At 33.2% G+C, this 23,469-nt stretch carries 22 protein-coding genes and 1 other annotated feature; of the genes, 3 read left to right on the forward strand and 19 right to left on the reverse strand.

The window, feature by feature from the left end:
- Positions 1–7: 7 nt before the first annotated feature.
- The 15 genes from infC to ACFCYN_RS09340 form a co-directional block, all read right to left on the reverse strand.
- Positions 8–511, reverse strand: a complete 504-nt coding sequence (infC, locus tag ACFCYN_RS09270; protein ID WP_069034593.1) for a translation initiation factor IF-3 — start codon at positions 509–511, stop codon at positions 8–10.
- A gap of 74 nt (positions 512–585) precedes the next feature.
- Positions 586–712, reverse strand: a sequence feature (ribosomal protein L20 leader region).
- Between the two features lie 132 nt (positions 713–844).
- Complete coding sequence (gene ytxC, locus ACFCYN_RS09275) at positions 845–1,678, reverse strand: sporulation protein YtxC (RefSeq protein ID WP_375948895.1); 834 nt, start codon at positions 1,676–1,678, stop codon at positions 845–847.
- Positions 1,679–1,789: 111 nt separating this feature from the next.
- Positions 1,790–2,725 carry a primosomal protein DnaI gene (gene dnaI, locus ACFCYN_RS09280; protein WP_375948897.1) on the reverse strand — a complete coding sequence of 312 codons (936 nt, stop codon included), beginning with the start codon at positions 2,723–2,725 and terminating at the stop codon, positions 1,790–1,792.
- A 14-nt stretch (positions 2,726–2,739) separates the two neighbouring features.
- The gene (locus tag ACFCYN_RS09285; protein WP_375948899.1) at positions 2,740–4,170 is read right to left on the reverse strand and encodes a replication initiation and membrane attachment family protein; all 1,431 of its coding nucleotides are present in this window, start codon (positions 4,168–4,170) and stop codon (positions 2,740–2,742) included.
- Positions 4,171–4,206: 36 nt separating this feature from the next.
- The gene (nrdR, locus tag ACFCYN_RS09290) at positions 4,207–4,677 is read right to left on the reverse strand and encodes a transcriptional regulator NrdR (RefSeq protein ID WP_098119210.1); all 471 of its coding nucleotides are present in this window, start codon (positions 4,675–4,677) and stop codon (positions 4,207–4,209) included.
- 241 nt (positions 4,678–4,918) lie between these two features.
- Complete coding sequence (gene speD, locus ACFCYN_RS09295) at positions 4,919–5,305, reverse strand: adenosylmethionine decarboxylase (protein WP_088068549.1); 387 nt, start codon at positions 5,303–5,305, stop codon at positions 4,919–4,921.
- A 633-nt stretch (positions 5,306–5,938) separates the two neighbouring features.
- Positions 5,939–6,958: a glyceraldehyde-3-phosphate dehydrogenase gene (locus tag ACFCYN_RS09300; RefSeq protein ID WP_375948903.1), complete on the reverse strand. Its 1,020-nt coding sequence runs from the start codon at positions 6,956–6,958 to the stop codon at positions 5,939–5,941.
- A 95-nt stretch (positions 6,959–7,053) separates the two neighbouring features.
- Complete coding sequence (gene coaE / locus ACFCYN_RS09305; RefSeq protein ID WP_375948905.1) at positions 7,054–7,647, reverse strand: dephospho-CoA kinase; 594 nt, start codon at positions 7,645–7,647, stop codon at positions 7,054–7,056.
- A gap of 75 nt (positions 7,648–7,722) precedes the next feature.
- On the reverse strand, positions 7,723–8,373 hold the full coding sequence (ytaF, locus tag ACFCYN_RS09310) for a sporulation membrane protein YtaF (protein WP_172447274.1): 651 nt from the start codon (positions 8,371–8,373) through the stop codon (positions 7,723–7,725).
- A gap of 58 nt (positions 8,374–8,431) precedes the next feature.
- The gene (gene mutM, locus ACFCYN_RS09315; protein ID WP_172447273.1) at positions 8,432–9,265 is read right to left on the reverse strand and encodes a DNA-formamidopyrimidine glycosylase; all 834 of its coding nucleotides are present in this window, start codon (positions 9,263–9,265) and stop codon (positions 8,432–8,434) included.
- A gap of 132 nt (positions 9,266–9,397) precedes the next feature.
- Positions 9,398–12,022 (reverse strand): DNA polymerase I, encoded by a 2,625-nt coding sequence (gene polA, locus ACFCYN_RS09320; RefSeq protein WP_172447272.1) that lies wholly within the window; start codon positions 12,020–12,022, stop codon positions 9,398–9,400.
- 345 nt (positions 12,023–12,367) lie between these two features.
- A complete protein-coding gene (locus ACFCYN_RS09325) occupies positions 12,368–12,547 on the reverse strand; it encodes a DUF4177 domain-containing protein (RefSeq protein WP_098119216.1) in 180 nt (59 codons plus the stop codon).
- 470 nt (positions 12,548–13,017) lie between these two features.
- Entirely contained in the window at positions 13,018–14,778 is a 1,761-nt protein-coding gene (gene pnpS, locus ACFCYN_RS09330) for a two-component system histidine kinase PnpS (RefSeq protein WP_172447271.1), read from the reverse strand.
- Complete coding sequence (locus ACFCYN_RS09335) at positions 14,771–15,487, reverse strand: response regulator transcription factor (RefSeq protein ID WP_098119218.1); 717 nt, start codon at positions 15,485–15,487, stop codon at positions 14,771–14,773. Before ACFCYN_RS09335 ends, pnpS begins: the two co-directional genes overlap by 8 nt.
- A 342-nt stretch (positions 15,488–15,829) precedes the next feature.
- Entirely contained in the window at positions 15,830–16,300 is a 471-nt protein-coding gene (locus ACFCYN_RS09340; protein WP_098119219.1) for a MaoC/PaaZ C-terminal domain-containing protein, read from the reverse strand.
- 501 nt (positions 16,301–16,801) lie between these two features.
- Between ACFCYN_RS09340 and ACFCYN_RS09345 the strand changes: the two genes are divergently transcribed.
- Together ACFCYN_RS09345 and ACFCYN_RS09350 are read left to right on the forward strand one after the other, a co-directional pair.
- Positions 16,802–17,266 carry a phage tail protein gene (locus ACFCYN_RS09345; protein WP_375948909.1) on the forward strand — a complete coding sequence of 155 codons (465 nt, stop codon included), beginning with the start codon at positions 16,802–16,804 and terminating at the stop codon, positions 17,264–17,266.
- Between the two features lie 157 nt (positions 17,267–17,423).
- Complete coding sequence (locus ACFCYN_RS09350) at positions 17,424–17,750, forward strand: hypothetical protein (protein ID WP_375948911.1); 327 nt, start codon at positions 17,424–17,426, stop codon at positions 17,748–17,750.
- A 250-nt stretch (positions 17,751–18,000) separates the two neighbouring features.
- On the opposite strand, the gene mdh is transcribed toward ACFCYN_RS09350, so the two are convergent.
- From mdh to ACFCYN_RS09370, 4 genes are all read right to left on the reverse strand, one after another.
- Positions 18,001–18,939 carry a malate dehydrogenase gene (gene mdh, locus ACFCYN_RS09355; RefSeq protein WP_375948913.1) on the reverse strand — a complete coding sequence of 313 codons (939 nt, stop codon included), beginning with the start codon at positions 18,937–18,939 and terminating at the stop codon, positions 18,001–18,003.
- 36 nt (positions 18,940–18,975) lie between these two features.
- Complete coding sequence (gene icd / locus ACFCYN_RS09360; RefSeq protein ID WP_172447268.1) at positions 18,976–20,256, reverse strand: NADP-dependent isocitrate dehydrogenase; 1,281 nt, start codon at positions 20,254–20,256, stop codon at positions 18,976–18,978.
- A 133-nt stretch (positions 20,257–20,389) separates the two neighbouring features.
- Entirely contained in the window at positions 20,390–21,508 is a 1,119-nt protein-coding gene (gene citZ, locus ACFCYN_RS09365; RefSeq protein WP_375948916.1) for a citrate synthase, read from the reverse strand.
- Positions 21,509–21,685: 177 nt separating this feature from the next.
- Positions 21,686–22,144 carry a DUF441 domain-containing protein gene (locus tag ACFCYN_RS09370; protein WP_098119225.1) on the reverse strand — a complete coding sequence of 153 codons (459 nt, stop codon included), beginning with the start codon at positions 22,142–22,144 and terminating at the stop codon, positions 21,686–21,688.
- 121 nt (positions 22,145–22,265) lie between these two features.
- Here ACFCYN_RS09370 and ytvI point away from each other — a divergent pair, with 121 nt between their 5' ends.
- A complete protein-coding gene (gene ytvI, locus ACFCYN_RS09375) occupies positions 22,266–23,378 on the forward strand; it encodes a sporulation integral membrane protein YtvI (protein ID WP_172447266.1) in 1,113 nt (370 codons plus the stop codon).
- Positions 23,379–23,469 lie beyond the last annotated feature (91 nt).

Genomic DNA, 23,469 nt, shown 5'->3' on the forward strand with positions numbered 1-23,469 from the left:
AAATAAATTACTTTTCGTTTTTAGGTGCTAAGACTAAGAACATACTACGACCGTCCATTTTAGGGTGTGACTCAACAGTTGCAACTTCTGCACAAGCAGTTGAGAAACGATCAAGTACTCGTTGTCCAATTTCCTTATGCGTAATAGCGCGTCCTTTGAAACGAATAGACGCTTTAACTTTATCGCCTTTTTCTAAGAACTTAATTGCATTACGAAGCTTTGTGTTAAAGTCATGTTCATCAATTGTAGGACTTAAACGAACTTCTTTCATGCTAATAATTTTTTGGTTTTTACGACTCTCTTTGTCTTTCTTTTGTTGCTCGAAACGGAATTTACCGTAGTCCATAATACGACATACAGGTGGTTTAGCCGTTGGTGCTACCATCACTAGATCAAGATTAACATTCGAAGCTAACTCAAGAGCCTCTTGTTTAGTCTTGATTCCAAGTTGATCTCCGTTAGGACCAATTAATCGAACTTCACGAGCACGAATTCCATCGTTTACCATCATGTCTTTGCTAATAGTAAAACACCTCCAAGGTATTGTAAGAATGAGCTTAATTTGTATCGTTGAAGCAATTACGACCCAACAAAAAAGTGTGGGTATATAAATACACCCACACTGACAGTATCAAAGTAATTAATGATTCTGTTACCTGATAACAACTTGTAGCGTCATCCAGGTGAGAAGCGGGTGCTTCTTCTTCAACAAATAAGTATTCTTTTCTTTCGTTACTATAACATAGCGACATGATGTTGTCAATCTTCGTATGCTTTGTTCGCAACGAAATTTATTATATCAAAGAAACTTATTTATGACAATGCTTTTTTTTAATGTATATTTTCATTTCAATTTTTCCTGCGAAAACTCTTGTAATGTATGTATTAGGACTCGTTCTTGAAATATATTTTGTAATGTAATAATTAATGAGATATCAACTGATGAAGTGTATAAATGGATTCTTTTAGGAGCTATCGCAGTTAAAGGCAATATTAATTCATTATCTATATAATCCCTATTTCCTACTTGCTTACCATATCCTTTTAACACCTCTTTAGAGAGTGGTAAAAAAAGATGATCATATACACAAAACTTCCCGTCATAAACGATATGCACATGAGGAATGAGCGCATCTGTTTTAAGAACCTGCTGTCTTAAGCTTTCAATAAGATTTTGATACTCATTTTCTAATTTGTATTCGTCGATCGCAATTTCACAAACATAAGCTAACTGTTTATAATATTCTTTCAAACGAAATGTAATAAATGAATCAAAACTGAAGTTTACTCCATCTTTTAAATAGGTAGAAAGCGCATGTGATACTAAATGCTTACTCCTACGAATTTTTTTCTGATTTGGAATGCTCCGTCTAGTTCCTCTTAATAAAGATTGTGCGATTGGAATGATTTGACCTTGCTCGTCTTCCTCATAGAAAAAAGATGTATGTAAAATGGACTGAATCCATTTATCTTCTTTTTGAAGTAAAATAAATTGTACTAGTGTCGGAACTAAAATACTTTTTATTAAATCTTCAGTGTTTTGAGGAAATGTGATTAAAATTGTATTGATTTTGTGTCTTCTTAAAAAGTATGGTCTCGATTGCTTTTTTAAGCGTTTTTGTAATCGTTCGTAGACATAAGCTGCATCAATGGGTTCATTGAAAAAAATTTCAATCACCCTGTTCCCCCCTTTCTAGCACCACCTAGTCCTATATATATTAAAGTAATAATTAAAAAATGACGCAAAATCACATTGTTATTTGTGATTTTACGCCATTTTTTGTTTTTTTTATGAATGTCTTAAATTAGTTCCTGAAATCTTAACTGGTTTTGCTAAAAATTTTACTCGATCGACAATACGGGCAGCTTTCACTCTTTCTTCCTCTCCACGCTGAGAGTATGTCAAATGATGTTCTAATTGACTTAAATCGGCGTTAGATGTAAAGAATGTAGGCAGTTTTTCTAACATACGATATTGAAGAATCGTACCTAATATTTCGTCTCTTGCCCAACTAGACATTTGTTCGGCGCCAATATCATCTAACATAAGAATTTCTACTTTTTTTACAGCTTCAATTTTTTCTTCTAATGTCCCATCGCTAATAGAGCTTTTTATTTCACGTAAAAATTCAGGTAAATAAACGAGCATCGAAGCAATTTCTTCCTCTGCTAATTCATTTGCAATAGCCCCAAGGATAAAAGTTTTCCCAACACCAAATGGACCATGTAAATATAAACCTTGCGTCATTTTTCCCTTTTCATAATTCATAATAAACTGTCTTGCTGCTGAAATTGCTTCAAAACGGCCAGGGTCTTCTAATGACAAATTAGACATAGAAGCTTGCAGTACATCTTTTGGTAAATACATACATTTAATCAATGACTCGTGTTTTTTGCGTTTGTCATTTTTAATACCGTTTGGGCAACGATCGTATTGAACATCGATTCGCTTCCCTTGAATAATCAAATGAGGATGATATCCATGCACCATATTTTTGCATTCGCTAAATGATGGACAGTCTTCACAATTTACACTTTGGCCAATGTACTCATAAAGTTTGATTAAGCTACTATCAATCATTTTATCCGTAATTTCAGTTCTATGCTCATTTAAAAACGAAACAATTTTTGGGTGACTACGGACTTCTTGTTGCATTTTTTGAAATGTGTCCTGGAATTGTTTATTCTTCATTAATGCACTAAATGCGTTTTGAATTGGTTCCACTTATGTCCCCCCATTTACCGTTTCTTTTTATTTTTAAACATTTCTAGTTCTTTTTCTAGTCGTTTTCGTTCTTCATCTATCGAAGAATCATTTGTGCTATTCATTGCTACTGAATCTTTTGGTACTTCAGTCGTTGTATTCGGTTGAAGCCAATCAGGTACAATTTCAGTTCGAATTGCTTTATTACGTCTATTATTTGTTCGCGTTTTAGCAGCAGTTGCACTTTGTTTAGTTTCTTCAAACTCTTTGCGAGCAAGATCCATTGCTTGTTTAACTGTTGTTACACCTTTTCGTGCCCAGTGACTGGCTATCTTAATAACGTAATTTCTAGAAAGTTTTTTATCTAAACGAATCATTACGTAATCGATTAACACATTCGCTACGCCAGGTAGAAGTTTTTGTTCGATCATAATTTCTTCAATTATCTTCAAATCAGCTTCACTTGGTTCAGCTCCACCAGATATCTCCTTTAAATATTGACGGGGAGATATTGTTTCAAAGCAATGAATTAATTTTTCTTCTTGAGTTGTTGGCTGTTCATTCCCCATTTGTCTATGTTGAATTGGCTGAACCTTTTCAACAATCGTAGGTAAAGCTTCGTGATGCTGGAATTGGTACCAATCTCTTGCTTCTAAACGAAGTGTCTCTATATTAATTTTATTTTCTTCATTCAGTGAACGCATTACAATTGTTTTCATTTGAATAGGATTTATTCCATATAAAAATGCAAGTTTTAAAATGGTTTCTTTTACGTCTGAAGTAAATGAACGTTTCGGAACAAACGAATCTGAGAGACCGTCTAAAAATAAATCATAATCAAACTCTTCCATTTTCACAGAAATTTTAACAGACTGACTGTCTTGTAATATTTTCGTATCATTTGAAGTGGAAAGATCGTTACTTTGCTGAATTTCATTTAATTGCTCTACCGTAATGGTTTGAAATACTGAATCAAACGATCTAGATATCTCACAAAAGCCATCTTTCGAAAATGCTTGTCTACTAAAAAAGTTTTTTGTTCGTTGATATTGTGTTTTCCCAATTGTTTTAAACAGAAAGATATTTAGAATAGGATCTTCGAAAAAAGAATGAGGATCTAGCGGAGATTGAAGCTCATAAAGAAGCTTTTTCGTACTGTTTTCAAACCCTTCATAAACTTTAAGTAAGCCAATTCCTTCAAGGATTAATCTTTGTTCATAAATTGATTTTAAATTATTTTTCATTCCAAGCATTAGTGAATGATGTGTTAATGTATTAGGGTGGAGGTCCGTTTGCTCACATTCACCCCAAAGTGTCATATATAAACTTAAAGCTTGACTACCAATAATCGGCTGATACAACATCGTCAAAACTTGTCTATGAAAATTATGTAAATAGCCTGCTGCCGTTACAGTATAAGGATCCGCAGGAAGAACATCCATCCAATGTTGCTTATCAATAGACATTCAAAACTTCCTTTCTTGTATCAAAAGAGCGAAGTATTATTCGTCTTTACCTCGCTCTTTGCTAATTAAATCTTTTAATTCATCAATGAATACATTAATATCTTTAAATTGACGATAAACAGACGCAAATCGTACGTATGCAACTTCATCAACCTTTGATAAATGCTCCATAACCATTTCTCCTAGAACTTCACTTGGAACTTCAGATGTTCCACTATTTTTCAGTTCTTTTTCAATGCTATGAATAATGTCCTCTAGCTGAGATAAAGAGACAGGGCGTTTCTCACATGCTTTAATCAGTCCCCTTAACATCTTATCTTTACTAAATTCTTCACGAGCTCCCTCTTTTTTTACAACTAAAATAGGATTATCTTCAACTCGCTCAAAAGTTGTAAAACGATGCTGACATTCTTCACATTCACGTCTTCTTCTAATTGAACGACCTTCATCAACTGGTCTACTATCAAGTACTCTTGTCCCATTAAAGTTACACGTTGGACATCTCATCGTTATAGTTCAACTCCAAACACTAAATTGTTTAAACGTATTATTATAACTCTATACTATAACAAATTCAAAATAAACTAAAGTTTATTTCTAAAATGTCACAAAGACTTAGTTCTTGCAAATATTTTTCACTATGCAAAGCTAGTTCATTCCATAAACGTCTATATAAATACAATATTAATTAAATTAGTTAGAAAGAAAACAAAAAAGAGAGATGAAAAATCACCTCTCTCAATTCTTTTTAGTTACCGTTTACAACTTTTACATTATTAACTTGAATGGGACCCATTCCTCTTGGTAGCTCAACGTTTTCGCGAGTATCAGCTTCTAAAGCCTCTGCGATAAAGTTTGCAGCTACATTTGGATCAATTCTATCACCGCAAGTGTAAACATCAATACTTGCATAACCATGCTCAGGAAAACTGTGAATAGTTAAGTGTGATTCTGAAATGATTACGACACCACTAACGCCATGAGGAGCGAACTTGTGAAAAGCAACTTCACGAACTTCTGCACCAGAGCGTAACGCAGCATCAACAAAAGTTTCCTCAATAAATTTCATATCATTTAATTTTTCTGTATTGCATCCCCATAATTCTGAAATGACGTGACGACCCATAGTATCCATATTCATTTCCCCCTTAAATAATTTGTCATGACTTCTATTGCGAAAGTATGATCAACTACCACGGGGGAAAGTTAGTCCAAAGAGGTCCTAACCCTTTAAGTAATTAGTTATACTTTTAGAAGTTCACGAAAGTTAGTATACTTTCTTTAAATTTGAATTGCAAGATAAATTTTATTTTTTTGTTATTTACTTGATTAATTGTAATGAAATTGGGTCAGGGAAATATAGAAGTTCTATTGGCGCTACTATTATTTCAAAGCAACAAAAGGAAACCATAAAGGATTTAAGAGAAGAAGATTGGTGCATTTTTAAAACTTCCATCTTCTTTATAAACTCCTTTTTTAAATATATTATGTCGCACTAATCTTTAGTCAAATTATGGATAAAAAGTGTTTAAAATAAGACTTGTTGATTGGAACGAAAGGCACTCGACTCCCTAGAGAAATGCAAGAAGCCTAAATACCCCGCAGACGTTTTTTCTTACATATAAAGTCACAAATATCTTCTGTAAAACAGAGAATTAGTATGACATTTTTATTTATCATGCAACTTCAAAAAGACTAACCAGATTAACTAGTTAGCCTTTTGTATTCGTTTACATAATTTTATAAGTTCAGTTTTATCTTTTAATTTTTAAACCGTTTCAAGCTTTTTTATTTTTGATGCAACGATTGACACTAAGTCAACTACACGTCTTGAATAGCCCCACTCATTATCGTACCAAGCTAATACTTTTACTTTTGTACCATCGATTACCATAGTAGAAAGAGCATCAATAATTGCAGAATGTGTATTTGTATTAAAATCAATTGATACTAATGGCTCATTGCAGTATTCAATAATTCCGCTCATTGAACCTTTTGATGCTGTTTCAAATACTTCATTTATATCGTCAACTGTTACTTCTCTCTTTAAATCAACAACTAAGTCAACAAGAGAAACGTTTGGAGTAGGAACACGTAAAGCCATACCATGTAATTTTCCATTTAAGTGTGGAAGTACTTTAGATAATGCTTTAGCTGCCCCTGTAGTTGTTGGAATAATTGACTGGCTACAAGCACGTGCACGACGTAAATCCTTATGAGGATTATCGATATTTTTTTGATCATTTGTAAATGAATGAACTGTTGTCATTAAGCCGTTTACAATACCGAATTGCTCATCAAGTACTTTTACAACTGGCGCTAAACAGTTAGTAGTACATGATGCATTTGAAATAATATGATGTTTTTCTAAATCTAATTGATCATCATTTACTCCAATTACTACTGTAATATCTTCGTTTTTACCAGGTGCAGTTAAAATTACTTTTTGTGCTCCAGCAGTAATGTGCATTTTTGCTTTTTCAGCATCATTAAATTTACCTGTTGCTTCTATAACTATATCAACATTTAGCTCGTTCCATGGAAGTAACTCAGGATTTCTTTCGCTAATTAGTTCCACACGCTTTCCATCAACGATTAAATGATCTGCGTTTGCAATAACTTCACCATCAAATTTACCGTGAACTGTGTCATACTTAATTAAGTGCGCTAAAGTTTCAGAAGGATAGCTTGCATTAATCGCTACTATATTATAATCACCATTTTTAATTGCTTGACGGAAAACCATGCGTCCGATTCGACCAAATCCATTTATTGCTACATTTACCATAAGTAAACCCCCAATTAAGTTATACTGTTTATTATCTCCCTGCAATTAGTATAACACATAAGTCGGATTTTGGTTAAACTATTTACATTATTTTCTTAAATAATTTTATTTAATAGGTCTTTTACTTGTCTTTTTGTATCCTCAAGGTCACCATTATTATCAATTACATAGTCAGCCCTATCAGCTTTTTCCTTTACAGGTATTTGTGACCCTATACGTAATAGTGCATCCTCTTTCGATAATCCATTACGTTCCATCAACCGTTTTAGTTGATTTTCTTCAGACACAGTTACCACGATTACCTTCTCCACCAATTCAATTGAGTTACCTTCATATAAAAGTGGTATATCTAAAATAACAAGTGGTTCACCTTGATTTATGTACCTGTCTGCTTGTTTCTTCATTTCTCGTCTGACTTCGGGATGTACAATTCCATTAAGTTGTAAGCGCTTTTCTTTATTATTAAAAATAATACTTCCAAGAAGTGGTCTGTTAATTTCTCCAGACTCTAATAGAATCTCACTTCCGAAAGCTTCTTTGATCATTTCATATGCAGGTTGTCCAATTTCAACTACTTCTTTAGCAATTACATCTGCATCTACAATTGGAACATTTAATTGTTTTAAAAAATTAGAAACAGTACTTTTGCCACTTGCAATACTACCAGTCAGTCCAAAAATTTCACCCATGTTATAATTCTCCTCACTAAATAAAGAGGCCCAAATGGAAAAAATCCATTCGGATACACTCTTTCAGTATATTTATTACATCTTCAATAATCCAATTAATATTAAAAATATGCCTGGTAAAAAAGTTAATTTTTGAAGCCATAATGTTTTCGATAACACATTTCCTAATTTCATACCAAATAATAAAAATAATGCACTAGCAGTTGATGTTACAAATGCTGTCAATAATGGAGAAAATCCAAGTAATGATGCACCGATCCCAGCACCAAATGCATCAAGTGAAAGTGCAAAACCAAGTAACAACGCTTCCAATCCATTAATACTTCCAGAACGATCTATATCTGCAGTTGTAGGCTTCTTTAATATTTTTACGACCACACCTAAAATTTCAAATTCCCAGTCAATCCCTTTATCTTCAATCTCATTTTTTTCTTCCGCTGCTGAACTAGCGTTTTTATTCGATCGGTAAAATTGAAAAAGTACCCACAAACCTATACCTACAAGTACAATTCCTCCGATTCTTTTAGCGATTACTGGTGAGAAAAAGTCTGTAATTGCATGCCCAATGCCCATTGATGTCATTAGTATAATCCCTGAACAAGATGCAATTGTAATAATTGATTTTAAAGGAATTCTTACTTTTCGAAGTCCATAAGTAAATCCAACACTGCAGCTATCTAAACTTAGCGCGCATGCTAGTAGTATTAATGATAGCATATTTACCATAAAAATAGGCTCCTCTCTTTCGTACTCTTGTTATAGTATGAAAGAAAGGAACCTTATGTTAATTTTTTTTAGGCTGACAAACCGGACAAAAAGAAGTACCCCTGCCACCCACTGTTATCTTCTCGATCGGTTGGCCACAATTATGACATTCCAATCCTTTTCGGCCATACACTTTAATAATATCTTGAAAGGTTCCTATTTTCCCTTGCGAATTTACATAAGAACGAATTGTACTTCCACCTAAATTTACAGCTTCTTTTAATGTTTCTGTTATTGTTTCGGCAAGTAATTTTATTTGTTTTGGTTTTAAAGATGATGCAGGTGTTTCCGGGTGAATCATAGCCCTAAATAAAACCTCATCAACGTAAATATTGCCTAAACCGACCACCAATTCCTGATCTAATAACACGACTTTAATTTTTCGATTTGTATTTTTAAGTTTTTCTTTCATGTACTCCGGAGTAAACTCATCCGAAAATGGCTCTGGCCCTAACTTAGCAAGTGGGGGCCCTTCACTTTCTTCACCTTTATTAAACAAATGCATCGTCCCGAATTTGCGTACATCTTGATATCGAAGTTCCGTGCCATCATCAAATAGAAAACGCACATGAGTATGAGGTGCTACAGGTTCTTCGGTAGGGAAAACTCGAAATTTCCCTTCCATTCTTAAATGAGAAACAAGTGTGAAATCACTTAATTGAAAAAGAAGAAACTTACCTCGACGATTAATATTTTCTACAGTTTGACCTTTTAGTAAAATCTGAAACTCTTCAACTTCACTAGGTTTCTTAATGATTTTTCCCCATGAGACGATTACTGCCGAGATTGTTTTTCCTACTACTAAGTCCAATAAAGTTCGTCTAACGGTTTCGACTTCCGGTAACTCAGGCATACAATTTTCATCCTATCTATTAATTTAACTGTATAAGTACTATTGGTATTGATTTCATTATCCTTACTAGAAAATTGCACTTACTTTTTCTATTCATGCATTTCCTAATCTAGATTGTAAACACGCTCGATATTATTTTGCTTCGAACCAAGATTCTCCAGAATTATAGTCAACCTTTAGTGGTACTAATAATTCGACTGCATGCTCCATTACTTCTGGAACTAATTTTTCTAAGGTTGCTAATTCTTCTTTAGGTGCTTCTAAAATTAATTCATCGTGTACTTGTAAAATTAATTTTGCTTGAAGTTTTTCTGCTTTAAGTCGTTCATCTAGTAAAATCATTGCCTTTTTAATAATATCCGCAGCACTTCCTTGAATAGGCGTATTCATCGCTGTTCTTTCAGCAAATCCACGGACATTAAAATTAGAGCTTGTAATTTCAGGAATATAACGACGTCTATTTAAAATTGTACTTACAAATCCATCTAACTTAGCTTTTTGAACGATATCTGACATATAATCTTTTACTTTTGGAAAACTAGCAAAGTATTTTTCAATAAATATACCTGCTTCTTTTCTTGTAATACCTAATCCTTGTGATAAACCATAATCACTAATTCCGTACACGATCCCGAAGTTAACAGCTTTTGCTTGTCTTCTCATATTGCTTGTCACTTCATCTGCATTTACATGAAAAACATCCATTGCAGTTTTTGTATGAACATCAAAATCGTTTTTAAATGCTTCCATTAAATTATCATCTTGCGCTATATGAGCCAATACCCTTAACTCAATCTGTGAATAATCAGCTGCAAAAATCACCCAATCTTTTTTTGATGCTACAAAAGCTTTCCTAATTTTTCTACCTTCTTCTAATCGAATCGGGATGTTTTGAAGGTTAGGATCAATTGAGCTTAAACGACCTGTTTGTGCCAATACTTGATTAAAGCGAGTATGAACCTTCGAATCTGTCTGATTGATTACTTTTAATAATCCCTCGACGTATGTGGAATTCAATTTTCCAACTTGTCGATAATGAAGAATTAATCGAATAATTTCATGTTCTGATTCTAATTTTTCAAGGACATCAGCAGAAGTCGAATAACCTGTTTTTGTTTTTTTACCAGACGGCAAATTTAATTTCTCAAATAATATAACACCTAATTGTTTAGGCGAATTAATATTGAACTTCTCACCAGCTAGCTCATAAATATTTTCTTCAAGTACTTTTAATGTATTAGCTAGCTCTGAACCCATCGTACGAAGAGTCTCTTCTCTAACTGTTACTCCTTCAAATTCCATATCACCTAAAATAAACGTTAATGGTAATTCTAACTCAGTTAATAGTTCATATTGACTATTTTTTCGTAATGACTCTTCAAGTGTTTCTTCTAACTTACTAATAGCAATCGATTTGCGAACGATATACTCGGCTAAAACTTCTTGAGATGGCTGCGCTTGTTTTGCCCCTTTACCGTAAATTGATTCAGCGGTTTGAATTGAAAAATCAATTTTACCATTTACGATATCAGCAAATTCTTTATTAGACTGTGCTGGGTCATATATATATGAAGCAAGTAACGGATCGAAATTAACTCCCTTTAAATCGATTCCTCTCCACTTTAGTGCAACATATGCACCTTTCGCATCATATACATTCTTTTCAACACGCTCATCCTCAAGCCACTTTTTAAACAAATCTGACTCTAATCCAACAGATGTCGGAATGAAGAAATGGCCATTTTCATTTGAAAGTCCAAAGCCTTGAATTTGTTCCGAGTGATAATTTTCACCAATCATTTCCACGATTAAACTTGAATGATTTGCTAAGTGTTTTTCTTCGATTGAATCAAGTACATCATACTTTATCTCTTCTAGTTCTTCGACTGATTCCGTTAGATCCAATTTAGCTAATAAAGAAGTAAAACCGAGAGATTTAAAAAACTCTGCCACCTTATTCACATCTGCTTCAGGAAGCATAGTATCATTTACAGTCAGTTCGATTGGCGAGTTTTTATTGATTGTTGCTAATTGTTTACTCATTAGAGCTTGTTCTTTATTCTCACTTAAATTTTGAAGAAGCTTAGCCCCACTTACTTCATCCAAATGTTCATATAGGCCCTCTACAGTTTGATACTGCTTTAAGAGCTTAATTGCAGTTTTTTCACCAATCCCTGGAACACCAGGTATATTATCTGATTTATCACCCATTAAACCTTTCATATCAATAATTTGCTCAGGTGAAATCTCATACTTTTCATGTATTGCAGCCGGATTATATTCCTCTACTTCAGTAATTCCCTTTTTAGTCATACTTACTGTAATACGGTCATCAACTAACTGTAATAAATCTCGATCTCCAGAGATGACTTTTACTTCATATTCATCTTTTGACGCTTGTCCTGCAAGTGTTCCAATAATATCATCCGCTTCGTAATTATCTAATTCATAACGTGCAATTCCATAAGTATCTAATAGTTGACGAACAAGTGGAAACTGTTCGCTTAACTCTGGTGGAGTCTTCTGTCTTCCACCTTTATACTCTTTAAATGTACTATGTCTAAATGTAGTTTTCCCAGCATCAAATGCAACAAGCATATGACTCGGTTTTTCATCCTCAAGAATTTTCAACAACATCATTGTAAAACCATAAATCGCATTCGTATGAACACCTTTATCATTACTCAATAAAGGCAATGCAAAGAAAGCCCTATAGGCAATACTATTCCCATCAATCAAAACCAACTTATTCTTCAAAAATAAATCCCCTTTCTTAACCTCAGGGTAATCATCCCAGCTCTTGATATGTTATTAATACCAACCTTGCCTAAATTCCCTTATCCTTCTCTTAATAAAAGTTCAACTTTTTATGTAAATTCTTTTTCATGAAATCTTTAATCTAATAACGAAAACAAATAACTTATTTGAAATTGAACTTTGGTATTTATTTCCTTCCCAAAGCCCTGCCCTACTATTTTAACATGAACTACACATAAAAGAAAAAGAGGTCGTCTTTGATTTACCATTTAAAAGTATTTATTCACTCAGATGAAAGTTGAATAATATATGACTTTTAGAATGAATCAAAAACTACCTCTGTATTTATTCGAAATCGAGTATTTCTCTTTCAAAAATCAGTTCAACACTAGCTCCTTCAATCGCTTGTTGGCTGTCGACAACTTGGTGAAGACGCCAACCACTTTTAGCATAGTTTCCAACTACATCATAATAATGACGATTTGAAGACTTAGTGTTTACTTTTACAAATTCATATTCGTACATCAATAATCAACCTCCGATGTATGATTCTACTACACATAATTTCCCCAAAAATTATAAAAGTAACATAATCTCATAAAGAAAACTTTGTCGACTGACAAGCCTTTTTTTGACGAAGGTAGGAGCTTAGTTGTACTTATACTTTATTCTTAAAATTGGATACCACATCGAGTACGATCCAATTTATACTTTCTGAATATGCAATAAAAAAAGGTATCCTCTAGTATGGACAGGTTGATAAAAATATAAAACTGATCTACCAAAGAAAATCCGCTGACTGGCTAGGCCATTAGAAGAATATTGAGGCGTATCTGTAATTACACTTATTTTGATTTTTCTTTTCAAATAAAAAATCCCGGAAGTATCAATACTTCCGGTTTGAAGACAACACCTTGGATGAAGGGGTTTTCATCATTACTATAACAAGTTTTTATTAACGATTATTAAATCTACTGTAAAATATGTGTAAATTATCAAATTGAAGTATTTTTATTTAACGTTACAATAAATGATGTCCCATGACCTAGTTTACTTTCTACTTCGACTTTACCTTTATGAGCTTCAACGAGATGCTTCACAATAGCTAGTCCTAAACCAGTTCCACCGGAGTTTCTACTTCTTGCTTTATCTACCCGGTAAAAACGTTCGAAAATACGAGAAATCTCTTCTTTCCCTATTCCTACTCCTGTGTCATTAACTTTTATTACAATATGATCATCAGCCTCAACAGCAGTAACAAATACTTTGCCACCAGCTGGAGTGTAATGAATCGCATTATCCACTAAATTGATAAATACTTGTTTTAATCTTAACGCATCAGCATTAACCACTAATGGACTATTCAAATATAATTTAAATTCTATATTTTTCTCTAATGCCTTTTGATTCATCATTTGATGAACATCTTCAATGACTTGTTTTACCGAAACTTCTGCAAGGTCTAATTTAAAATTCTGCTGCTCTATTTTAGATAAGTCTAATAAATCTTGAATCAGTGTTTGCATACGGTCACTTTCCGTTAATATAATCGATAAGAAGTTTTTACATAACTCTTCACTTTCCATTGCACCATCTAGAAGAGTTTCAGTAAAACCTTTAATAGACGTAATCGGTGTTTTCAGTTCATGAGAAACATTTGCAAAGAAATCTTTACGAACTTGCTCTAGTTTCTTTAATTCACTTATGTCATGAAAAACAAGAACAATACCTTTCCATTCATGATTAATCCCAATAATTGGAGCACCATAAATTTCAAAATGTTTTCTTTCAATTGATAATGGTAGAATAATTTGCTTCCTAACTTTTATTTCTTTTAAGAAGATTTCTTCTACGATTTCGATTACTTCTTTATGTTTAAATGCATCATAATAAAGTTCACCTAAAATACTTCTCGAGTCCACTTTAAATGTCTCTCGATACGTTTTATTAATTAAATTAACGTGGCCTCTACTATTAATTAAAACGACACCACTACCAATATTATGGATCAGCGTGTTTAATCGATCTTGCTGCATCTCTTGTTGCATGGTCATTTCCTGCAAATTTTTTGCTAGTACATTCATTGCCTGACTTAAAACAGTTGTTGATTCATTACTTTCAGTCAATGTTCTAGCTTTATAATTCCCTTTAGATAATTCAATGGCAACTTGGGTGATATCCTCAATCGGTTTTGAAAATTGATGGGAATATCGTATTAATAAAATAATAATGGCAAATAACACAAAACCTAATAAAGAAAATAGCAGCACCCAAATACTACTATATACTTCTTTGATTGACTTCGTTGAATAATCAACTATTAAAAATTGCTTATTCCCATTTGGATTTGTAATTTTCTTTCCATAAAACTTAACTCCAGATTCTTTTTCGCTAAATTTAGCTGCTTTCTTTACTTTATCAAGCTGTTCAAAATAAGAATTTAAACTTTCTGATGCAATAGTTAAATCTGCATTGCTAGATTTAGCAATAAGATTGTGCTTGTCATCAAATAACAAAACATCTATATTTAAGTCCTTTGCTATTTTCTTTAACGTTTGATCAGAAATATTACTAGTTAATGGTGTATTTGACTCCATTATCGAAGCAATTAAGTTTGTTTCGCGCGCAATCCTTTGATCAAAGTTTGTTAAATAAAACGATTTAAATATTTGCCCTAATATGATTCCTAAAATTGCAAGGATCACAATAATAATTGCGGAAAATCCATAGAGCAATTTTCGATTTAGCTTACTCATTCAGTCTAGGTTCCTCTAATTTATAACCTAATCCACGAATCGTTTTAATATAAACTGGTTTTTTAGAGTCTAGTTCTATTTTTTCTCTTAAATGACTTATATGAACGTCGACTATTCTAGTATCACCTGCAAAATCATAATTCCAAACTGCGCTTAATAATTGATCTCGAGTTAATACCCTACCTTTATTTTTGGTTAAATATAATAATAACTCGAATTCTTTAGGCGTTAACTCCAGTTTTTCACCTTGGAAATACGCTTCATAGTACTCCGGTAAAATTTTCAAATCTCCAATTATTAGCGTATCAGTATCGTCGTTAGACTGTACCGGTGTTTCCGTAATTTTACTTCTTCGTAAAATAGCCTTTACGCGTGCTACAACTTCTCTTGGGCTAAATGGTTTTGTCATATAATCATCTGCGCCAAGCTCAAGTCCTAAAACTTTATCAAATTCGTCATCTTTTGCGGTTACCATTAAAATAGGCGTCGTATTTCTTTGTAATCGTAATTCTTTACATACTTCCATGCCATCTTTTTTTGGTAGCATTAAATCTAGAACAATTAATTCTGGCTTCTCTTCAATCGCTTTTTGTAAACCTGCATCACCATCAGTTGCCGTAACGACTTGAAATCCAGCTTGTTCTAAGTTGAATTTGATTAAGGTTAAGATATGCTCTTCATCGTCTACTACAAGAATTTTATTGTTCATTTGTTTATATTCCTCCAGGTTAATGTTAAACCCTCATCCATTTTGTATCTTATTTTTTTATATTTATCTATTTTTAATCATACTAGAAATTTATTCAGACGTAAAACTTTAAAAGTAAGTCGGGCAGTTTAATGCTTAGTAGTAAAAACTGCGGATATGAAAATTAGATACTCAAGTAAGGATTGGAGTATGCTATTGAACATGGAGACGTTGTTAGCATAATCATGGAGGGGTCATGAGTTAATAAGTGAGTGGGATTTTAATCTTTTTAACTCATGAGGCTGTATTGGTAATAAAGCTAGCTTCACAGAAAGAAAAAAAGAATGTCTTTTGACATTCTTTTTAAAAGTTTTCATATAGTAGTGCATTTGATTGATTTACTGTAGGTGGAATAACTGTAAGTTTTCCTGTTGCAATTTCAGTTTGCGTTTTATTTAAAACGCTTACATTAATTTCTACTTCATTTTTTTCTATATTAATATCGACTACTTCAAAATGAATTGAGATTGTTTCATTGTGGTATATATGTTGATCAAATTGAAGTTCTTTTTTTACAACGTGACTTCCAGGTCCAGGTAAGTGCTTTGTAACTGCTGCAGAAACTAATCCGCTAATAATAAAGCTTGGTACGATTGGTTTATTATATTTTGTTTGTGAAGCATAGTTATATTGAGTATATAAAGGATTTGTATCGCCTGTTAAAGCCAGGTATAAGTAAATATGTTTTTCTTCAATATGTTCTGTTACAATTAATTTTTCTCCAATTGAAATGTCTTCAAGTTTTCGTCCGATCTTTGCTTTTTTAGTTAACATATTAAACCCCCTGTTTATCTTAATATTTTAAAAATTCGATAAACAACAGCAAAATTCCTTCTTAATCGGCAAATTTTTTATCAAAAAAATAATAAAAATTGTCAATTTAATCTATTTGTATTTTCTCCCTATATAGTAGATAAAATTCTCGGCTCCACATTTAATTTCTCCCCCTCCAATTTGCTTAATCATAATAAGCCAAAGGAATTTGAAACAAACATATCGAAAATATAATAAGAGCTTATGAAAGGAAGAGTCAAATTTGAATAATATCATTTTTCCAGGAATTATCTTAATTATATTAATAGCAGTTTTTATTCTAATCAATAAATTATTGAGAAAGTCTAGAAGGTTATAATTCAAGCTGGCCCTTCCATCATCATGTATTTTAGATCTAGGGTTTGTTGGTAAGTTAACTTGTACATACTTATATCGTGAAATACCATACCGAATTATTTAGATATTAACTGTAATTTAGCTAAGAGAAAAGGAGAGTTGGGAATGTCTTATATCGTTGATTTTAAAAATGTGTCTACAGTCGGTTTAGAGTCTTCACCTGTTGCCGAAGCTCTTGCCGGTTTACGTGCAAATGAAGCACGCTATTTTATGAACAAATATAAACATGAATTCACAGTAGTACCAGCAAGCGAAAGTCAGGATGCTCTTGATTATGCAAATCGTATTTTGAAAGAAGAGCGAGATATTGAGTTTGCAGCCAAACCATTAGAAACGTCGAGTTTTCAAGTAGAAAATATTAAATTTACTTACGTATTTTATGAAGATGGTCTCTCGATAAATGTTATGTATACAGTTGATGATCCTAAGAAGCGAGCAGTTGGTTTTAAGCTATCTGATGGTATGGAAGTACCAATGGAATTAGTAGAGAAATTTAAGTTCGCTAGACAGAAGTCTAAGCTAGCTGGAACTATTCGTGGCTCATATTTTGTTATTAAAGGCGAATATTAATCAGCAATAGAGTAATCATTTTAACATTGAATCGACTTGGAAGTTTTTAAATGAGGATGTCCTAAGAGTTAACTTTTAGGGGCATCCTCATTTTACATTTATAGGAAAAATTAAAAAGAAGAGTAATCGAAATATAAGTCGAAGTGCAAATAAGATCGTGAATCTTGCAAATAAAAATCCGGAAACTTCAATTAAATGTCAAAGTGCAATTAAAAATGGAGAATCTGCAATTAAAATTAGTGTAACTGCAATTAAATTCAGTGAATCTGCAATTAAAATTAGTGTAACTGCAATTAAATTCAGTGAATCTGCAATTAAATTCAGCAAAACTGCAATTAAATTCAGTGAATCTACAATTAAAATCAGCAAAACTGCAATTAAATTCAGTGAATCTACAATTAAAATCAGCAAAACCGCAATTAAATTAGCTAGAATCCTTTTTAAGATAAGATATTACCTCTACCGGTTAGGGTATTTCTCCTGAAAATGATCAAAATTAGTTGAACAAATACTGAATTTACTCTAATTCTTACTAGACCGACTAAAAAAGTGAAGAATTAAACTAAATATCCGAAAATGGGGATCACAAAATCAGCACTAATTGCAAAACACCACTAAAACACCCCTTCTTTGCTCCAAGAGGGACATAGCCCAAATTTCTCTAATTAAAATAAGGGTCGCCCTAAGTGTCAGTTATTGACATCTAGGACAACCCTTTCTTGAAACTCTGTTATTTAAGCTAATACATTCATAACGTTTTTAACAGCTGCAACTGAACGATCTAATGCTATTTTTTCATCAGCCGTTAAATCTAATTCAATAATTTGTTCAATACCGTTACCGCCAATTATTGTAGGTACTCCTAAGTATATTCCGCTGTAACCGTATTCGCCTTCTAAGTAAGCAATTGTAGGTAACACGCGACGTTGATCTTTAAGAATAGCTTCAACCATTTCTACTAAAGAAGCTGCTGGTGCATAATACGCACTGCCGTTACCTAGTAGATTAACAATTTCTCCGCCACCCTTACGAGTACGTTCAACAATAGCATCTAAACGATCTTTTGGAATTAGTTTTTCTAATGGAATACCACCTGCATATGAATAACGCACTAATGGTACCATATCATCTCCGTGACCACCTAAAACAAATCCAGTTATATCTTTAACAGATAAGTTTAGTTCTTGAGCAACAAACGTTCTAAAACGAGCTGTATCAAGTACTCCAGATTGTCCGATGACACGGTGTTTTGGAAATCCAGCTTCTTTGTATACTGTATAAGTCATTGCATCAACCGGGTTTGTTAAAACTACGATTGTACAGTTAGGAGAGTATTTTACGATTTCACGAGTAACTGCTTTCATGATGTTTGAGTTAGTTGATACTAGATCATCACGACTCATACCCGGTTTACGGGCAATTCCTGCTGTGATGACTACTACATCTGAGTCAGCAGTGTCAGCATAATCACTAGTACCAATAATGTTCGCATCAAATCCTTGGACAGGACTTGCTTCAAGCATATCTAAGGCTTTACCTTTTGTAGGGTTCTCTAGTTGCGGAATATCAACTATAACAACATCCCCTAATTCTTTTTGTGCAAGCAAGAAAGCTGTTGTAGCACCAGTAAATCCAGCACCTACTACGGAAATTTTACGTCTACGAATTGACATACAAATACCTCCCTTTTGTTTACAAACACAATTTAATTATACAAGAACTGATTCCATATTAGAAATTAATTCGCTTGCAAATTCTGAACATTTCACTTCAGTAGCCCCATCCATTAGACGAGCAAAGTCATAAGTAACAACTTTTGAAGCAATTGTTTTTTCCATTGAACTTAAAATCATAGAAGCTGCTTCATTCCAGCCCATATGCTCAAGCATTAATACTCCAGAAAGAACAACTGATGATGGGTTAACTTTATCTAATCCAGCGTATTTAGGTGCTGTACCATGAGTAGCTTCAAAAATAGCATGTCCAGTTTCGTAGTTGATATTTGCTCCAGGAGCGATACCAATTCCACCAACTTGAGCAGCAAGTGCATCAGAAATATAGTCACCATTTAAGTTCATTGTAGCTACTACATCAAACTCACGTGGTCTAGTTAAGATTTGTTGTAAGAAGATATCAGCAATACTGTCTTTTACTAAGATTTTGCCAGCTTTTTCAGCATCATCCATTGCTTTATCAGCAGCATCTTTACCGCTTGTTTCTACAATGCGATCGTATTCTGACCAAGTAAATACTTTATCACCGAACTCTTGTTCAGCAACTTCATATCCCCAGTTCTTAAATGCACCTTCAGTGAATTTCATGATGTTACCTTTATGAACTAAAGTTAATGATTTACGGTTTTCTTGGATTGCATAATTAATAGCAGCGCGCACAAGACGTTTTGTACCTTCTTCAGAAATTGGTTTAATACCGATACCAGATGTTTCTGGGAAGCGGATTTTATTTACTCCCATTTCTTTTTGTAAGAATTCTAATACTTTTTGTACTGCTTCAGAACCTTTTTCATACTCGATACCAGCATAGATATCTTCAGTGTTTTCACGGAAGATTACCATGTCTGTATCTTCTGGACGTTTAACTGGTGAAGGTACACCTTCAAAGTAACGTACTGGACGTAAGCATACGAATAAATCTAATTCTTGACGTAATGCTACGTTTAAAGAACGAATTCCGCCACCAACTGGTGTTGTTAAAGGTCCTTTGATTGCGATCATGTATTCTTCAATTACATTTAAAGTTTCTTGAGGTAACCACTCACCAGTTGCGTTAAATGCTTTTTCTCCAGCAAGAACTTCTTTCCATTCAATTTTACGAGTACCATTATATGCTTTTTCTACAGCTGCATCTAATACACGTGAAGATGCTGCCCAAATATCTGGACCTGTTCCGTCGCCTTCAATAAAAGGAATGATTGGATTGTTTGGCACGTTTAATTTGCCGTCTAATAAAGTAATTTTTTCAGCTTGCATTACATGCTCCCCCTTGTATAAATAATTAAATACATTTAAATACATGCTTTTGAGAGGAAGATGGCTCTTCCTCTCTTTACTATACCACTATTATTCGGATATTAAATACTATTTTAAGTATTCAATCTCTTCCTTATGCACGCTCTTCAATTGGAATGTAAGAGTTTTTCTCTGGTCCTGTATAATCTGCGCGTGGACGAATAATACGATTATTTTCGTATTGCTCCAAAATGTGCGCAGTCCAACCAGACATACGGCTAATAGCAAAGATTGGTGTAAATAAATCATGTTCAATTCCTAAGCTGTGATATACAGATGCAGAGTAGAAATCAACATTTGGCGGAATATTTTTTTGAGTTGTAACAATCTCTTCAATTTTTTCAGACATTGTGTACCATTTTAATTCTCCAGTAATTGCACCTAATTGACGAGACATTTCTTTTAAATGTTTCGCACGTGGGTCCCCACCACGGTAAACGCGATGTCCGAATCCCATAATTTTAGATTTAGCATCCATCTTCTCTTGAATGTAAGCTTCAACATTTTCAATCTCACCGATTTCGGCTAGCATTTTCATAACGCTTTCATTTGCACCACCGTGTAACGGACCTTTTAAAGCACCGATCGCAGCTGTAATTCCTGAGTAAATATCAGATAATGTAGCTACGCAAACGCGTGCAGTAAAAGTTGAAGCATTTAATTCATGGTCAGCATGTAGTACTAAAGCCTTATTAATTGCTTCTTCTGCAATTGCATTCGGTTTATCACCTGTCAGCATGTATAAGAAGTTAGCTGAGAATGATAAATCTTTATTAGGAGCAACTGGCTCAAGCCCCTGACGAATACGAGAAAACGCTGCCACAAAAGTCGAAATTTTAGCTTGAAGCTGGATTGCTTTTAGATAATTTGAATCAGAGTCCATTGCTTCCGCATTTTTATCGTACACTGCAAGCATTGAAATAACTGTGCGAAGGACCGTCATAGGATGTACATTTTTTAAGTTAGTTGATTTTAAGTAAGTAATAACTTCTTCTGGTAATTCAGCATTTTCTGCTAATTGAGAAGATAGTTCTTTAAGTTGATCCTTATTTGGTAATTTGCGTTGCCATAATAAATATACTACTTCTTCAAAACTCGCATATTCTGCTAATTCATCAATCCCAATACCTACATACGTTAATGTATCATCAATAATAGAACTTATAGAAGTCGTAGCTGCTACAACACCCTCTAAACCACTTTTAACTGTCATATTGCCCTCTCTCCTTTACGCAAAAATTTCCCCTAGTATTTATTAACATATATATACTGGTATAACTCTTTTATAATACCGAGTATACATAGAAAGGAACCCTACTATCATTTATTATAAACAATAATCTGACTTTTGTGAATGAAAACAATTTACTAAAATATAATTATTATGCAATTACTTAACTAATTCTACAATCCAAATGAATAGATATGCGATTCCAGCGCCTATTAACGGGCCTACTGCAACCCCTTTAAACACGGCTACAGACAACACAGTACCTAGCACTAACGCAGCTGTTATTTGTGGACTAGTTGCTAGTAAATGAACTCCTCCTTTTGCAAGTAATGCGACAGCGATACCAGAAAGCAATGCAATCCATGCAACAGGAGTTTTTAATGCTTCGATCAATTGTTTAAAACCGATTTCACCAGTTGCAATCGGCACTAAAACAGCAATCGTAATAATCGTTACTCCTAAATTAATACCTTTTGATTGCATATAAGGAAATACTCGTGCCCCTAAAGGAGTATATTTTAGTACTAACAATACTATAATTGAAATAATTAAAGAGTTATTTTTAGCTATCACACCAATTAATAATAAAACCAAAAGAAAAATTGTTGATTCACTCATTTGTTAGTATCCCCTTAATGAATATTTTATTAATAAATACTACCAAAATTTACTATTATAAAAAAATAATTCTTGATAAAATAAACTAGAGGACTATTTTACATTGGAAGGAGGTAAAAATTTGAGTAGAACTTTAGTTTTTCAAATCATTCGTTTTTTATTTGTGATCGCATGTATTATTTTAGGCCTTTACGTTGCTTTATTCATATCTAAACTTACATATCCTTTTATTATCGCAATCATCGTCGCATACATTTTAAATCCACTAGTTAATTTATTAAACGAAAAAGCACGTATTCCAAGAGGAATAGCTGCATTTTTATCAATTATTTTACTTTTAGCAGTAGTTGCAGGATTGTTTACACTATTAATTACTGAAATTATTTCAGGGTCAACGTATTTAATTCAAGTTGTTCCAGATAGCTTCGAACGATTAATTTATTTTGCTGAAAATATTGTCTCAGATAAAGTTATTCCTTTATACGACTTAATTATGAGCAAATATAGCCAACTCGGTGCTGGACAGCAACAGACAATTCGAACTAATATTCAATCGATTGGTGATTCTGCAATTAATCTAGGAAAAGAAGGATTAAATGGGATTATTTCCGGGATCAAATTAGTAATCGCTCTACTTCCAAACACAGCTACAGTAATTTTCGTTTCTTTCTTAGCTACATTCTTTATTAGTAAAGATTGGTACAAAATTAAAAATTTATTCGCAAAATATACTCCAAATCGCATCCAACACTACAGCAAAACAATCTTTATTGACCTACGAAAAGCTTTGTTTGGTTTCATCAAAGCACATATCACTCTTATATCTATGACAACAGTGCTAGTCTTAATCGGTTTATTAATCCTTAGAATCCCTTTCGCAATCACTATAGCTATTTTAATTGGCTTCATTGACTTACTACCATACTTAGGAACAGGCTTAATTTTTGTACCATGGATTTTATATACTTTCCTTTCTAGCGACTATAAATTAACGATTGGTCTCGCGATTTTATATGGTGTTGTAATCGTACAACGTCAACTTGCCGAGCCAAAAGTTCTATCTTCAAATATAGGCCTAGATCCACTTCCTACTTTAATCTCGTTATACGTTGGTTTTAAATTTTTTGGTTTTCTAGGTTTAATTGCCGGACCTGTTACACTAGTAGTACTATCAACGTTATATCGTGCAAAAGTCTTCCATGAGCTTTGGAAATATGTAAAAGGTTCACAATAAAAAATGTCCTATAAATCATTACATGAAATATTTATGAAACAAAAAAGCCCATGTGAACGATTATTCCATGGGCTTCTTTTAGTTAATCTAT

The sequence above is a fragment of the Gottfriedia sp. NPDC056225 genome (assembly GCF_042267765.1).
Classification (GTDB): Bacteria; Bacillota; Bacilli; order Bacillales; family Bacillaceae_G; genus Gottfriedia.

What these genes read in the sequence shown, in the direction of transcription:
- infC (WP_069034593.1), bottom strand. Translation starts at nt 511, where the DNA reads ATGATGGTAAACGATGGAATTCGTGCTCGTGAAGTTCGATTAATTGGT.
- ACFCYN_RS09285 (WP_375948899.1), bottom strand. Translation starts at nt 4,170, where the DNA reads ATGTCTATTGATAAGCAACATTGGATGGATGTTCTTCCTGCGGATCCT.
- nrdR (WP_098119210.1), bottom strand. Translation starts at nt 4,677, where the DNA reads ATGAGATGTCCAACGTGTAACTTTAATGGGACAAGAGTACTTGATAGT.
- speD (WP_088068549.1), bottom strand. Translation starts at nt 5,305, where the DNA reads ATGGATACTATGGGTCGTCACGTCATTTCAGAATTATGGGGATGCAAT.
- ACFCYN_RS09300 (WP_375948903.1), bottom strand. Translation starts at nt 6,958, where the DNA reads ATGGTAAATGTAGCAATAAATGGATTTGGTCGAATCGGACGCATGGTT.
- coaE (WP_375948905.1), bottom strand. Translation starts at nt 7,647, where the DNA reads ATGGGTGAAATTTTTGGACTGACTGGTAGTATTGCAAGTGGCAAAAGT.
- ytaF (WP_172447274.1), bottom strand. Translation starts at nt 8,373, where the DNA reads ATGGTAAATATGCTATCATTAATACTACTAGCATGCGCGCTAAGTTTA.
- mutM (WP_172447273.1), bottom strand. Translation starts at nt 9,265, where the DNA reads ATGCCTGAGTTACCGGAAGTCGAAACCGTTAGACGAACTTTATTGGAC.
- ACFCYN_RS09325 (WP_098119216.1), bottom strand. Translation starts at nt 12,547, where the DNA reads ATGTACGAATATGAATTTGTAAAAGTAAACACTAAGTCTTCAAATCGT.
- pnpS (WP_172447271.1), bottom strand. Translation starts at nt 14,778, where the DNA reads ATGAGTAAGCTAAATCGAAAATTGCTCTATGGATTTTCCGCAATTATT.
- ACFCYN_RS09335 (WP_098119218.1), bottom strand. Translation starts at nt 15,487, where the DNA reads ATGAACAATAAAATTCTTGTAGTAGACGATGAAGAGCATATCTTAACC.
- ACFCYN_RS09340 (WP_098119219.1), bottom strand. Translation starts at nt 16,300, where the DNA reads ATGTTAACTAAAAAAGCAAAGATCGGACGAAAACTTGAAGACATTTCA.
- ACFCYN_RS09345 (WP_375948909.1), top strand. Translation starts at nt 16,802, where the DNA reads ATGTCTTATATCGTTGATTTTAAAAATGTGTCTACAGTCGGTTTAGAG.
- mdh (WP_375948913.1), bottom strand. Translation starts at nt 18,939, where the DNA reads ATGTCAATTCGTAGACGTAAAATTTCCGTAGTAGGTGCTGGATTTACT.
- icd (WP_172447268.1), bottom strand. Translation starts at nt 20,256, where the DNA reads ATGCAAGCTGAAAAAATTACTTTATTAGACGGCAAATTAAACGTGCCA.
- citZ (WP_375948916.1), bottom strand. Translation starts at nt 21,508, where the DNA reads ATGACAGTTAAAAGTGGTTTAGAGGGTGTTGTAGCAGCTACGACTTCT.
- ACFCYN_RS09370 (WP_098119225.1), bottom strand. Translation starts at nt 22,144, where the DNA reads ATGAGTGAATCAACAATTTTTCTTTTGGTTTTATTATTAATTGGTGTG.